Below are 13280 nucleotides of genomic sequence, written 5' to 3'. Positions count from 1 at the left end.
GGAGAGGTAATTTGAGGGTTCACGCAACATATCAGGCACTCCCGCGAGCCCGAAAGGAACCGATCATCGCCCCGATCGCCGGCGCACTGTCGCGCACGCCCACCCTCGTCACCGCCACTGCGGCCCCGACCTGGGAGGAGGGCCTGATCGTCGGCAGCGGCCTCGTCGGCGCCGTGGTGCACGGCCCGGCCGACGCGCTCACCGTCTCGCTGGCGCACGAGCGCTACTTCCTCCCCGTCAATGCGCGGCCCGCCGCCCCGGACCTCGCCCCGGTGCGGGACGAGCTGCGGAGCGCCCTGCTGGCCGGGGACGCCGACGCGGCGAGCGACCTGCTCGAGCGCGGGGCGCGGGCGAGCGGCTACGACGGCGGCCTGATCTGGACCGATCCGCTCGGGCTGTGCGCGACGCTGTCGATCCGCACGGCCGGCGGGATCGCGTCGAGCCGGCGCCTGCTCGACCCGCTGCTGGGCGAGGTCGCGGTCGAGTGGACCGACCTCGACGGCGGGCGGCACGCGGTGCGACTGATCGCTCCGCACGGGGGCGAGAGCGTCCGGCTGCGGGTGGAGTCGGAGCGAGACGGCGAGAGCACGGTCGAGCTCGGGCTGGGCGCCGGGGACGCCACCTCGTTCGACACGGGCGTGCCGGACGCGTCGGCCGTGGTCGAGGCGACGGTCGAGGGCGGTGCGGTCGGGCGACTGCTGGCCGTCGCCGGGACCGGGAGCGCCGAGACCGGGGGCGAGCGGATCCGCGCGACGGTCACCGCGGCGACCGGGGCGCCGTGGGACGTGGAGGGCGTCGTGACCCGCTCGACGGTGCCGGTCGCGGCGGGGGCGGGCGCGCTCCTCCGCGTCGATCTGTCGCTGGCGTGCGACGAGCCGACGGGCCGGGAGCGTGCGGGCGGCGAGCCGACGAGCGGCGACGCCTCGTGGGCGGAGCTGCGCGAGGCCCAGCGCCACGGGCACGGCCGGCTGGTCGGCGCCTCCTCCCTCGATCTCGCCGGAGCCTCCTCCGCGGTGCTCACCGAGGACCTCTGGGAGGAGGCCCGCGCCGGCGACGAGGGCGCGCGCCGCCGCGTCGTCGAGCTCGCGTACCTCAGCGGCCGCGCGAACATCGTCGCGTCGACCGGCGAGCTGCCGCCGACGCTGCAGGGCGTCTGGCAGGGCACCTGGCGGCCGGCCTGGTCGGCCGACTACACGCTGAACGGCAACGTGCAGAACGGCGCGATGGCGGGGATGATCCCGACCGGCACGCCCGAGCTGGCGCTGTCGATCCTGGAGCTGGTGCTGCCGCACCTCGATGACTACCGCGAGAACGCGCGCCTCGTCTACGGGGCGGAGGGGATGCTCCTGCCGTCGCGGATGTCGACCCACGGCCGCGCCGACCACTTCGCGGCGAGCTACCCGCACCTCTTCTGGACGGGCTGCGGCGGCTGGGTGCTGCGCCTGGCCGCGGACGCCGTCGCCGCGACGGGCGACCGCGGGATCGTCGACGACCGGCTGTGGGAGCTGGCCGAGGGCGTGCTGCGCTTCGCCGAGACCGGGACGACCGTGGTCGACGGGGTGCGCCGGATCGTCCCCTCCTACTCCCCCGAGAACACACCGGGTGGTGCGCGCTCGCCGATAGCGGTCGATGCGACGATCGACGTCGCCGTGCTGCGGGACGCCGCGCGGGCGACGGCGCAGCTCGGCCGGGCCCGCGGCGACGACTCGCTCGACGAGCGCTGGGCGCGGGTGGTCGCGGAGCTGCCGGAGTACCGGGTCGCCGAGGACGGCACGCTGGCGGAGTGGATCGACCCGCGGTTCGCGGAGGAGATCGCGCACCGGCACGCGTCGCAGCTGTACCCGCTCTGGTACGCGGGCGACGCGGCCTTCGAGGGGCCCGGCGCCTCCGCGGTGCGGCTGCGGGCCGCCGCGGCGGCGACGGTGGCGGCGAAGATCGCGTGGCGGGCGGAGGCGCCGACCGCTCCTCCCGGGCGGATGGAGATGGCGTTCGGGCTGGTGCAGGTGGGCGTCGCGGCGGCGACGCTGGGTGACGGGGAGGCGGCGCTGACCTGCGCGGAGTGGCTCGCGGTCGAGCACTGGTCACCGACGCTGACGACCCGGCACGACGCGGGGCGGATCTTCAACCTCGACGCCAGCGGCGGACTGCCGGGGCTCGTGGCGGCGATGCTGCTGGGATCGGATGACGAGACGCTGACGGTGCTGCCGGCACTGCCGTCCGCGTGGGCGCGGGGTGCCGTGACGGGGCTGCGCGCGCGCGGCGGGGTGGTCGTGGACCGGCTGGAGTGGTCGCCGGGGCGGGCGTCGCTGTGGGTGCGGCGGGTGCCGAGCGCGGAGTGGCTGGCACCGGCGGGCGGGACGCGGGTGCGCACGCTGCGCGACGCGGTGCTGCGCGTCGACGGGCGCGAGGTGTCGGGCGGGCTGGAGCTCGGTGCGGAGGCGGTGCGCGTCGACGTGGAGTGGCGCGGCTGAGGGCGCTGCGGAGGGTCCGGCTGCGGCACGCGGAACGAGCTCCGGTCCGCCGACGGAGGCGGAGCAGCGCACCGGGTGTCGTCCCCGCTGGCCGCCGGACCCGCCGTGTGGCCGCGTCGACGTGAGAACGAGACGCGCGCCGGATGCGGTGGGTCGGGTCAGCTCCGCGAGTGCCCGTAGCGGTCGTAGACGCGGTTGCGGGCCGCCCGCTCGGCGGCGGGCAGGCGCTGCGCGTCGGCGATCTCGTAGACGCCGAAGGTGTCGCGCAGGCGCGAGGCCGGGTCGACCTCGACGAAGGTGCACCAGGGCAGCCAGTGGTGGTGGCTGCGCAGGGTCTGGGTCGCGAAGTCGCCGCTCTCGTGGCCGAGGCCGGGCATCGCGTAGCCGATGCTGCCGTCGACGTCGGTCGACTGGCGGGTGTTGCGGTGCAGGAACTCGGCGAAATCGAGGTAGTGCTCGTCGCCCGTGATCAGGTGCAGTCGGTAGTAGCTGTACGAGCAGGCCGCCATGTAGACGTCGGCGCCGCCGCCGAGGGTGATGATGCTCTGTCCGCTGATCGAGTACCGGTTGAAGGGATGCGCCCAGGGCGCGCGGACCGGGAAGGACCACGCGTAGGTCCAGGTCTCCGTGTAGTCGGCGGCGCGGACGGCGCCCTCCAGCCAGCGCGGCTCCTCCGTCAGGTCGTACAGCGCGAGGAAGCCGAACAGCCCGTAGATGCCTGCCTCCTTGTCCTGGATGTCGGCGTTGTCGCAGGTGCCGCCGCGGTACTCCAGCGTGCGGTGGATGTTCGCGAACGACCACTCGCCGGCGCGCACGGCGGACGCGCGGTAGCGCCCCTCCCCCGTCACGAGGTGCAGCTGCACGAGGAAGCGGATCACGCTCGGGGTGTTCGAGCGCGAGTCCATCCGCACCGAGCCGTCGGCGTTGTAGGCGCGGTGGAAGCTGCCGTCGGCGTCCTGCACCTCGAGCAGCCAGTCGGCGGTCCGTCGGCAGAACTCGAGCCAGAGCGGGCGCTCGTCGCCGAGGTCGCGCAGGTGCAGGTAGGCGTCGAGGATCGCCTCGACGCCGTCGGCGAGCATCCGCAGGTAGTGCGGGTACGGCTCGAAGCCGCCGAGCGAGGGGTTGAAGCACATCCGCGGCGGGCCCGACTCGGGCAGCGCGGTCCGCGCCCAGAAGTCGACGATGCCGACGCCCTGCTCGAACGCCTCCGGCACGCCCTCGCGGTCGCCGTAGCGCAGCAGCTGGTAGCCGATGCCGGGCTGCTGCCCGACGAAGCCGAACTGGAAGGAGACGCTCGAGACGTCGAGGTCCGGCAGCTGGCAGGCGAACGGCAGGCCCCAGGAGTCGCCGTAGCGGCGGGTGAGGCGCTGGAGGATCGCCATGCCGTGGTGGAAGTGCCGCTCGTTGTCGACCTCGAACAGGTCGTCGCGGAGCCGGGCGTAGGTGCTGCGCCAGGTGGCGCGCATCATCGTCGCGAAGTCGTCGTACCGGCCGAGGTCGACCGCGACGGCGTAGCGCTGGCGGAAGCCGACCTCGACCGGGTGGTTCACCCGCTGCAGGGCCTTCGGGGCGGCGTCGTAGTCGAGGCCGGAGTAGGGGTTGTCGATCGGGCGCTCGCCGTCGGCGCCCGGGTGGACGTAGTCGATCGACAGGCCCGCGGGCGGCACGTCGAGCGGGGTCCGCACGCCGAAGCCGTAGTACAGGTAGTTCAGCGTCGTGCCCTGCGGGCGGCTCAGGCCGATCGAGCCGACGGTGCACTCCGGGTCGGTGAAGTTCTCCGAGCGGACCACGTCCAGGCGCGGCAGCGTCGCGTCGGCCGCCCAGCGCGAGAGCGCCACGGTCTCGCCGGTCGCGAGGCTCTGCGCGGCGAACAGCGGCAGCGCGTAGTGCGTCTCGGTGCGCCAGAAGTACTCGCTGCCGGGGTCGCGGCCCATCGCGTCGGCGGGCCCGAAGGCGTTGTCGCGGTACCAGGCGCCGGGGGCGAAGCACTCGTAGTCGCGGAGGTCGTCGGACCCGGTCAGCCCGAGCGAGACGGCGGTGGAGAAGCCGAGGTCGCCGCCGGCCGCCAGCACCTCGACGTCGCGGTGCACGGAGAAGCCGTCGCCCGCGACGCGCCAGACGTCGGTGACGGCGAAGGCCGACCCGGAGCGGACGGTGATCGTCCCGCTCGCGGTGATCGCCCCCTCCGACAGCGAGACGTCGTCGTAGGGCGCGCCGGAGTACTCGCTGATCGCGGCGACGGTCTTGACCGTGACGCGCAGCGGCCGGTCGTTCGCGTAGAGGACGCGCTCGCCCGCGAGCACCTCGAGGCCGCCCGCCTCGACGCGGAGGGTGTAGTCGCCGGAGCGCAGTTCCACGGTGATTCCTTCCCGGAGGGTCATCTCAGCTCTTCTCGTCGTCCGCGCGGGGGCCGGCCGATCGGGCGGCCCCGGCCGGCTCGTCCTCGAGCCGCTGCGCCCCCGGATCGAAGCGCCGCGAGCCCGGCCGGAACAGCAGCGCTACGCCGCCCTCGACCAGCCCCGCGAGCAGCAGCAGGATCGCGAACGGGATCAGCGAGATCTCGGCCCACGCGCCCATCACCGGCATCACCAGTCCGGCCGCCGTGAAGCTGACCGTGCCGAGGATCGCCGTGACGCTGCCCGCCTCGCTCGACGGGCCCTGCAGCGAGAGGTACTGCACCGGGGCGAAGCCGAGCGAGCGGCCGGCCAGCGCGAACGTCAGCGCGTCGACGACGACGAGCAGCGGCTGCGTGCCGGTGAGCGCGAGCACCGCGACCACGACGGCGCCGAGCGCCGTGACGATCGCCGAGGCGAACATCGCGAACCGGGGTCCGAACCGCGGCACGATCACCCGTCCCGTCGTCTGCCCGACCGCGATCGTCACGAGCGAGGTGACCAGGAACAGCAGCCCGTACAGGTCGGGACCGACCGCGTAGACGTTCGTGTAGAGGAAGGGAGCGGTCGCGAGATACGCGAAGCCGACCGACCAGCCCGCGGCCGAGGCGGCGGCGAGCGCCAGCACGCGCGGCCGGCGGAGCATCCCGAAGGAGTTGCGCAGCGACGGGCCGAGCCCGCCCTGGTGCCGCCGCTCGCGGGGCAGCGTCTCGGGCAGCACCAGGAGCGCGATCACGGTCGCGAGCGCTCCCCAGGCGGCGACCGCGAGGAAGGAGCCGCGCCAGTCGATCACCTTGGTCAGCTGCGCGCCGACGGAGGGCACCAGGATCGGGAAGACCGAGACGATCACGGCGAGGTTCGCGAGCATCGTGACGAGCCGCTTGCCGCTGTAGAGGTCGCGGACGATGGCGGTGACGACGACGCCCGCGGCGGTGCAGGCGGCGCCCTGGACGAAGCGGGCCGAGAGCAGCACGGCGGTGTCGGAGGTCATCGCCGCGACGAGGCTCGCCGCGATGTGCAGCGCCGCCGAGACGCCGAGCGGCCACTTGCGGCCGACCGCGTCGCTGAGCGGTCCGGAGATGAGCTGGCCGGCCGCGAAGCCGAAGGTGGCGCCGGTGACGACCAGCTGGGCGGTCGCCACCGAGACGCCGAGATCGTCCTGCAGCGTCGGCAGGAACGGCAGCACCAGGTCGATGGTGAGCGGCCCGAAGCCGACGAGCATCGCGAAGATCGGCAGCAGGAGGCGGCCGCGGGGCATCGCTTGGACGGCGGGGGAGGCGGTGGAGGCGGTCATGAGCGCGGAGCGCAGGTCACGGAGGGGATCCTGTCCATCAGCTCCCGGCCGAGACCGGGAAGTAGAGCGAGAAGGGTTCGTCGACGACCTCGTGCAGAGGCCGGAAGCGGACGGCGGCGGGCTGGCCGACGGCGCGGTAGCCGCGCAGCCACTGGGTCCACTGCCGCTCGTTGTCGGGGGCGAGCAGGGCGGGGGCGTCCTCGAGGCGCCCCCGCAGCGCGATCTCGCGGTCGACGAGGCCGGCCAGCACGATCGGGCCCTCGACGAAGGCGACCGTGCCCGGCTCGTCCGGGATCGGCACGGCGCGGATCTCGGTGCCGAAGGCGAGGTCGACGCTCGTGCGGCCGCCGGGGTGCCCGATCAGGAGCGCGCCGTCGCCCGCCCGGACGCGCTCGGCGTCGCCCGCGACCCCCGGCTCGCCGACGGTCCACTCCGGCACCCGCAGCCGCACGTGCAGCGCGACCCCCTCCTCCGAGACGATCTCGACCCGGATCCGCGAGGCGGTGGGGCGGTGCACGTCGCCCGCGGCACCCGCGTTGGCGTCCGGGCCGACGTAGCCGGCGGTGTCGAGCACCTCGACCCGCACCGCCGCGCCGCCGGCGGCGGTCGGCAGGCGCAGGCTCGCGTCGACGTGCTGCGCGATCGTCAGCTCGGCGTCGCCGCCGCGGTAGAAGACGAGCCCGGAGTGGCGCGTGTGCGCCTGCACCAGCGTGCCGTGGCAGCACCAGAAGTCCTCGGTCGGGCTGCCCCAGTCCTTGCGGGCGCCGCCCTCGAGCGGCAGGAAGTAGGCGACCATCCCGGTCCGCGGGTTCTGCTGGGCGAGGAGGCAGTTCCAGAGGTTCCGCTCGATGTAGTCGGCGTAGGCGAGGTCGCCGGTCCAGCGCAGCAGCACGTCGGCCAGCCGGATCATGTTGTAGACGACGCAGTGCTCCTGCGTCTTCTCGCCGCGGCGAGCGGCGAACGCGAAGGGCGGCGTCCAGATCTCGCCGGAGGTCTGACCGCCCGTGCAGAAGGTGCCGCGGAGGGTGACCGCCTGCTCCCAGTAGGCCTCGACGATCCTCCGCCAGCGCTCGTCGCCGGTGACCTCGTAGGCGCGGGCGGCGCCGAGCACCTCGGGAATCGTGGTGTTGGCGTGCATGTTGGTCAGCACGTCGCGGCCCTCGAGCAGGCCCTCGAAGAGGGAGCGGCGGTCGTAGCGGCCGAGCAGCTCGGTGTAGACGGGGTCGCCGGTGATCGCGAGGAGGTCGGCCCAGACCTCGAGCATGCCGCCGGTCTCGACCTCGAGGATCTCCTGGAACGCGGCGTCGTCGAATCCGCGGACCCACTCCAGCAGCGGGACCGTGGCGGCCCGCGCCATCCGCAGCGCCCGCTCGTCGCCGAGGTCGAGGTGCAGGTCGACGAGGCCCATCAGCAGCTTGTGCATCGCGTACTGCGGCGCCCAGATGGGGCGGCCGGTCGCGAGGCGGTCGAGGTAGCCGCGCGGGATCGCCCAGATCCAGCCGCCGCCGTTCTCCTCCTGGCAGCACTCGAGTCCGTCGAGCACGGAGTCGATCCGGACGCGCAGCAGCGGGTCGCCGGTGACCGCGACCTCGCGGGCCGCGGCGGAGAGCCAGTGGCCGAGGAAATGCCCGCGCAGCTGGGAGCCCGGCGTCTCCCAGCCCCAGTGCCGGTCGAGGCCGCGGGCCTCGCGCGAGTCCTGCGAGGGGTGCAGGTGCCAGCCCTGGTCGCCGATCCCGGCCTCGATCAGGAAGTTCTGCAGCAGCCCCTCGTCGGTGAGCGAGAGGAGGTAGTCGCGGTTGAGCCGCCGCCGCGCGTCGAGCACCCCGCGCTCCAGGCGGGTCTCGTGCGGGGCCGGGTGGGTCAGCGGCATGGGTGCTCCTCGTCGAGGCGGTGGGTGGTGGGGATGAGCGATGCGAGCGGTGGTCGATCGGCGCGGGTCGATCCGCGCGGTGGTCCATCCGACCGAGGGTCGAGATCGATCTCTCGCTGTACTCAGACCAGGATCGACGATAGGAATGGGGACATGCAATCCCCGAGAGTGATCCATCTCGTCGCCGATGACGTGTCCGCCCTCCTCACTCAGTCGGGAGGCGACCTGCCCGTGCTGCTGCACTGGGGTCCGCGACTCGACGCAAGCGACGACGATCTCGCAGCTTTCGCAAGAACTCCCGTGCGGACGGGGATCGAGGGCTCCTCCGACGTCCCCTACGAGCCCGGGATCCTGCCCGAGCACACCTTCGGCTGGGCCGGCCTGCCGGGTCTCCGGGTGCACCGGGAGGGCGCCGGCTGGTCGCCGAGGCTGACCGTGGACACCGTCTCGGTGGACGGGGAGGCCCTCGCGGAGGGCGCGGTCGCGCAGGCCGGCAGCGCCGCCGTGACCGTCGAGGCGCACGACGCGCAGGCCCGGATCGGGGTCGTCCTAGAGATCGTTCTCTCTCCTGCCGGACTGCTCAGGACCCGCGTCTCGGTCCGCAACGACGGCGCCGGGCACCTCGAGGTGATCGGCGTCGACCCCGCCCTCCGGATCCCGACCGAGGCCCGCGAGATCCTGGACTTCTCCGGCCGCTGGGGCACCGAGAAGATCCCCCAGCGCCACCCCGTCGTCACCGGCACCCACTCCCGCTCCTCGCGGCGCGGCCGCACCGGCCTGGACGCGACGACGGTCGTCGCGGTCGGCACCCCCGGCTTCGACTCCGCCGACGGCCGGGTCTGGCTCTGCCACGTCGGCATCGGCGGCAACCACGAGCACGCGGTGGAGCGCGGCGACGGCTGGCTCGCCTTCCGCGGCGGCGAGCTGCTCCTGCCCGGCGAGGTGCGCCTCGCGAGCGGCGAGAGCTACTCCTCCCCCTGGATCTCCGGCAGCTTCGGCCACGGCCTCGACGCCGCGGCCGCCCGCTTCCACGCCCACCTCCGCGGGGTCTCCCGCTCCTCGCGCCGGCCGCGCCCGGTGACGCTCAACGTCTGGGAGGCGGTCTACTTCGACCAGGACCTCGCCGTCCTCGCCGAGCTGGCCGACCGAGCCGCCGCCCTCGGGGTCGAGCGCTACGTGCTCGACGACGGCTGGTTCCTCGGCCGCAGCGACGACCGCGCCGGCCTCGGCGACTGGACGCCCGACCCCGTCGCCTGGCCCGACGGCCTCCTCCCCCTCGCCGAGCACGTCCGCGGCCTGGGCATGGAGTTCGGCCTCTGGGTCGAGCCCGAGATGATCAACGAGGACTCCGACCTCGCCCGCGCGCACCCCGACTGGATCCTGCGGGCCCGCGAGGAGCTGCCGCCGCGGTTCCGCTTCCAGCAGGTGCTCGACCTGACGAACCCCGACGCGTTCGCGCACATCCTCGGCGTGCTCGACGGCCTGGTCGCCGACCTCGGCGTCGCGTACCTCAAGTGGGACCACAACCGCGACCTGATCGACGCGGGCCACCCCGCCACCGGGACGGCCGCGGTGCACGAGCAGACGCTCGCGCTGTACCGGCTGATCGACGAGCTGCGCGCCCGGCACCCGGAGCTCGAGATCGAGAGCTGCGCCTCCGGCGGCGGCCGGGTCGACCTGGGGATCCTCGAGCGCACCGACCGCGTGCACACCTCCGACAACCAGGACCCGCTGGACCGCTCGCGGATGCTGCGCTGGACCGGGCTGCTCGTGCCGCCGGAGATGCTCGGCTCGCACGTCGCCTCGCCGGTCAACTCCGTCACCGGTCGCACCAGCGACCTGCACACCCGCTGCGCGATCGCCTTCCTCGGCCACTTCGGGATCGAGTGGGACCTCCGCGAGCTGGACGCGGAGGAGGAGCCCGTGCTGGCGGGCTGGATCGCGGCGTACCGCGAGCACCGCGGCCTGATCGCGACCGGCCGGGTCGTCGGGGGCGATGAGTCCGACCCCGACGCGCCGTCGCTGCGCGGCGTCGTCGCGCCGGACGGCTCGGAGGCGCTGTACACGCTGGTCACGCCCGCGCTGACCGCGGACTCGCGCCGCCGCGTCCGCCTCCCGGGCCTGGATCCGCGGGCGCGCTACCGGATCGAGACCGCGCGCCCCGGCTCGCTCGGCCCGCCCTGGCAGAGCCCGCACTGGCTGGAGTCGACGGTGCCGCTGGACTCCGACGCCCCGGCCCCCGCCTACTCGGGGAGCCTGCTGGGCGAGGCGGGCCTGGACCTGCCGACCTTCCACGCCGACCGCGCGATCGTCCTGCGGCTCGTCCGCGAGACCGCGTGAGCACCGCCGCCGACCCGTCCGACACCACCCTGGAGCACCCCGTGAACAGCACCGTCACCGTCGACCTCGACCGCCCCGGCGCCACCATCAGCCGCCACCTCTACGGCCACTTCGCCGAGCACCTCGGCCGGTGCATCTACGACGGCTTCTGGGTCGGCGAGGACTCGCCCGTCCCGAACGAGGGCGGGATCCGCCTGGACGTCGTCGAGGCCCTCCGCGCCCTCGACATCCCCAACCTCCGCTGGCCCGGCGGCTGCTTCGCCGACCGCTACCACTGGACCAACGGCATCGGCCCGCGCGAGGAGCGTCCCGGCCTGATCAACACCCAGTGGGGCGGAGTCGCGGAGGACAACTCCTTCGGCACCCACGAGTTCATGGCGCTCTGCGAGCTGCTCGGCGCCGACGCCTACATCTCGGGCAACATCGGCTCCGGCACCGTGCAGGAGATGGCGGACTGGGCCGAGTACCTCACCGGCGCGGGCAAGTCGCCGATGGCCGACCTGCGCCGCTCCCACGGCCGGGAGGAGCCGTGGACCGTCCGCTTCTGGGGGCTCGGCAACGAGACCTGGGGCTGCGGCGGCAACATGCGCGCCGGCGCCTACGCCGACCTGGCGCGGCAGTTCGGGACCTTCGTGCAGAGCGGCAACGACACTCCGCTCTACCGCGTGGCGGCCGGAGCCGACGGCGCCGACACCCACTGGACGCAGACGCTGATGGAGGTGATCCCCGAGATCGAGGGGCACCCCTTCTCCTCCGTGCCGTGGGAGTCGGTCTCGGTGCACTACTACACGATCGGCGGCAGCTGGCACGCGAAGGGCAGCGCGACCGACTTCGACGCCGACACCTACTGGAGCACGATCGTGGCCGCGCAGGGGATCGAGGAGCTGCTCCGCTCGCACGCCGCGGTGATGGACGTCCACGACCCCGAGAAGAAGTACGGGATGGTGCTCGACGAGTGGGGCACCTGGTGGGACGTGGAGCCGGGGACCCATCCGGGCTTCCTCTTCCAGCAGAACACGATCCGCGACGCGATGGTCGCGGCCTGGCACTTCGACGTCTTCCACGGCTTCGCCGACCGCCTGACGATGGCGAACATCGCGCAGACGGTGAACGTGCTGCAGGCGATGCTGCTGACGGACCCGGACGGCGGCGAGATGGTCCGCACGCCGACCTACCACGTGTTCGAGATGAACAAGGGGCACCACGACGCGACGGTGCTGCCGACCACGGTCGCCGGCCCGACGCACGCGGTCGACGGCCGCGAGATCCCCGTCGCCTCCGCCTCCGCCTCCACGAAGGACGGCCGCGTCCTGGTCTCGCTGACGAACGTCGACCTGGAGGAGCCGCTCGAGGTCTCCCTCGACTTCCGCGGTGGAACCGTGACCGGCGCGACCGGCCGCCTCCTCACCGCCGACCGCCCCGACGCGCACAACCGGCCCGGCGCCGCCGACGAGGTGAGCCCCGTCGCCCTCGAGGGCATCGAGACCACGGCGACAGGCCTGCGCGTCACGCTGCCCCCGCACTCCTTCGCGACCGTGACGCTGGAGCTGTCGTGATCGCCGCGCGCACGGAGGCCGCCCGCCGCCCGCCGATGGGCTGGAACAGCTGGGACTGCTTCGGCGCCTCGGTGACGGAGGAGGAGGTGCTCGCGAACGCCGAGTACCTCGCCGAGCACCTCCTGCCGCACGGCTGGGACACGGTCGTCGTCGACATCCAGTGGTACGAGCCCGATCCCGGCACGAGCGACTACCAGGAGGTGTCGGAGCCGGTGCTCGACGACTGGGGACGCCCGCAGCCCGCCGTCGGCCGCTTCCCCTCCGCGGCGACGGGCGGATTCACGGCGCTGGCCGCGCGCGTGCACGCCCTCGGCCTCCGCTTCGGCGTGCACCTGATGCGCGGCGTCCCCCGCCGAGCGGCCGAGCTCGGCCTGCCGGTGCTCGGGGCGGAGGCGACCTGCGCCGACATCGCCGACCGCGGGAACGTCTGCCCGTGGAACCCCGACAACTACGGAGTCGACATGAGCGCGCCCGGCGCGCAGCAGTACTGCGACTCCGTGATGGCGCAGCTGGCCTCGTGGGGCGTCGACTTCGTGAAGCTCGACGACGTGCTCTACCCGCCGATCCAGGCGGAGGAGATCGCCGCCCTCTCCCGCGCGATCGACGCGACCGGCCGCCCGATGGTGCTGAGCCTCTCCCCCGGCAAGCAGCTCTCGCTCGAGAACCTCGAGCTGCTGCGCTCGACCGCGCAGATGTGGCGGATCTCGGACGACTTCTGGGACGACTGGGCGCACCTGCACGAGCAGTTCCAGCGGGCCGCGCGCTGGGCGCCGCACCAGCGCCCCGGCGCGTGGGCCGACGCCGACATGCTGCCGCTGGGGCGGATCGGCGTGCGCGCGCACGTGGGCGAGGACCGGCTCTCGCGGTTCACGCCCGCGGAGCAGCGGACGCTCGTGACGCTGTGGTGCCTGCTCCGCTCGCCGCTGATCATGGGCGGGCACCTCCCGGACACGCCCGCCGACACCCTGGCGCTGCTGACGAACGACGACGTCCTCGCGCTGCTCGGCAGCGACGGCAGCCGCGAGATCGTCCGCGACGGCGACCTGGTGGTGTGGTCGGCGTGGCGCGGCGACGAGCAGTGGCGCGGAGTGTTCTGGCTGGGCTCGTCGGCGCGGTCCTACTCCGCTCATCTGGCCGACCTGGGCTGCTCCGGCGCGACCTCGGCCGTCGATGTGTGGAGCGGCGCCGAGCTGCCGATCGTCGGCGGCGCCGTCGAACTCGAGCTCGAGCCGCACGGCTGCCGCCTGCTGCGCCTGGCCTGACGCGCGGGCGCCCGCTCGTGACGGGCCGGAGGCCGTCGCACTCGAGCTCGAGTGCGGCGGCCTCCGTCGTCTCGGCGCGTCCGCCGCCGCCTCC

Annotated in this window: 7 protein-coding genes; 4 read left to right on the top strand and 3 right to left on the bottom strand. The window is 73.9% G+C overall.

Translation table 11 applies throughout. The features are described from left to right. The first annotated feature begins 11 nt into the window (after positions 1-11). On the top strand, positions 12-2471 hold the full coding sequence (locus C5C69_RS14555; RefSeq protein WP_146083640.1) for a glycoside hydrolase family 95-like protein: 2460 nt from the start codon (positions 12-14) through the stop codon (positions 2469-2471). Between the two features lie 158 nt (positions 2472-2629). Here the strand turns inward: C5C69_RS14555 and C5C69_RS14550 are convergent, their stop codons facing one another. The 3 genes from C5C69_RS14550 to C5C69_RS14540 are packed head-to-tail and all read right to left on the bottom strand — an operon-like array spanning position 2630 to position 8028. Further along, positions 2630-4828: a hypothetical protein gene (locus C5C69_RS14550; RefSeq protein WP_104258220.1), complete on the bottom strand. Its 2199-nt coding sequence runs from the start codon at positions 4826-4828 to the stop codon at positions 2630-2632. A 25-nt stretch (positions 4829-4853) separates the two neighbouring features. Beyond that, entirely contained in the window at positions 4854-6158 is a 1305-nt protein-coding gene (locus C5C69_RS14545) for a multidrug effflux MFS transporter (RefSeq protein ID WP_104258206.1), read from the bottom strand. A 37-nt stretch (positions 6159-6195) separates the two neighbouring features. Continuing rightward, positions 6196-8028, bottom strand: coding sequence for a beta-L-arabinofuranosidase domain-containing protein (locus C5C69_RS14540; RefSeq protein WP_181127069.1), 1833 nt, complete (start codon positions 8026-8028; stop codon positions 6196-6198). A gap of 153 nt (positions 8029-8181) precedes the next feature. On the opposite strand from C5C69_RS14540, the gene C5C69_RS14535 reads away from it, so the two are divergent. From C5C69_RS14535 to C5C69_RS14525, 3 genes are read left to right on the top strand one after another with little or no spacing between them, the layout of a single operon-like run. Beyond that, positions 8182-10368 carry an alpha-galactosidase gene (locus C5C69_RS14535; RefSeq protein ID WP_104258204.1) on the top strand — a complete coding sequence of 729 codons (2187 nt, stop codon included), beginning with the start codon at positions 8182-8184 and terminating at the stop codon, positions 10366-10368. Further along, on the top strand, positions 10365-11924 hold the full coding sequence (locus tag C5C69_RS14530) for an alpha-L-arabinofuranosidase C-terminal domain-containing protein (RefSeq protein ID WP_308558164.1): 1560 nt from the start codon (positions 10365-10367) through the stop codon (positions 11922-11924). Before C5C69_RS14535 ends, C5C69_RS14530 begins: the two co-directional genes overlap by 4 nt. Continuing rightward, positions 11921-13186: a glycoside hydrolase family 27 protein gene (locus tag C5C69_RS14525; protein WP_258062972.1), complete on the top strand. Its 1266-nt coding sequence runs from the start codon at positions 11921-11923 to the stop codon at positions 13184-13186. The genes C5C69_RS14530 and C5C69_RS14525 overlap by 4 nt, the downstream gene beginning before the upstream one ends. Positions 13187-13280: the final 94 nt, after the last annotated feature.

The organism is Rathayibacter sp. AY1C7, assembly GCF_002931865.1.
Classification (GTDB): domain Bacteria; phylum Actinomycetota; class Actinomycetes; order Actinomycetales; family Microbacteriaceae; genus Rathayibacter.
The sequence above is the reverse complement of the archived record's forward strand: the minus strand, read 5'-3'. Positions and strand labels throughout refer to the sequence as shown.

What these genes read in the sequence shown, in the direction of transcription:
- C5C69_RS14545 (WP_104258206.1), bottom strand. Translation starts at nt 6,158, where the DNA reads ATGACCGCCTCCACCGCCTCCCCCGCCGTCCAAGCGATGCCCCGCGGC.
- C5C69_RS14540 (WP_181127069.1), bottom strand. Translation starts at nt 8,028, where the DNA reads ATGCCGCTGACCCACCCGGCCCCGCACGAGACCCGCCTGGAGCGCGGG.
- C5C69_RS14535 (WP_104258204.1), top strand. Translation starts at nt 8,182, where the DNA reads ATGCAATCCCCGAGAGTGATCCATCTCGTCGCCGATGACGTGTCCGCC.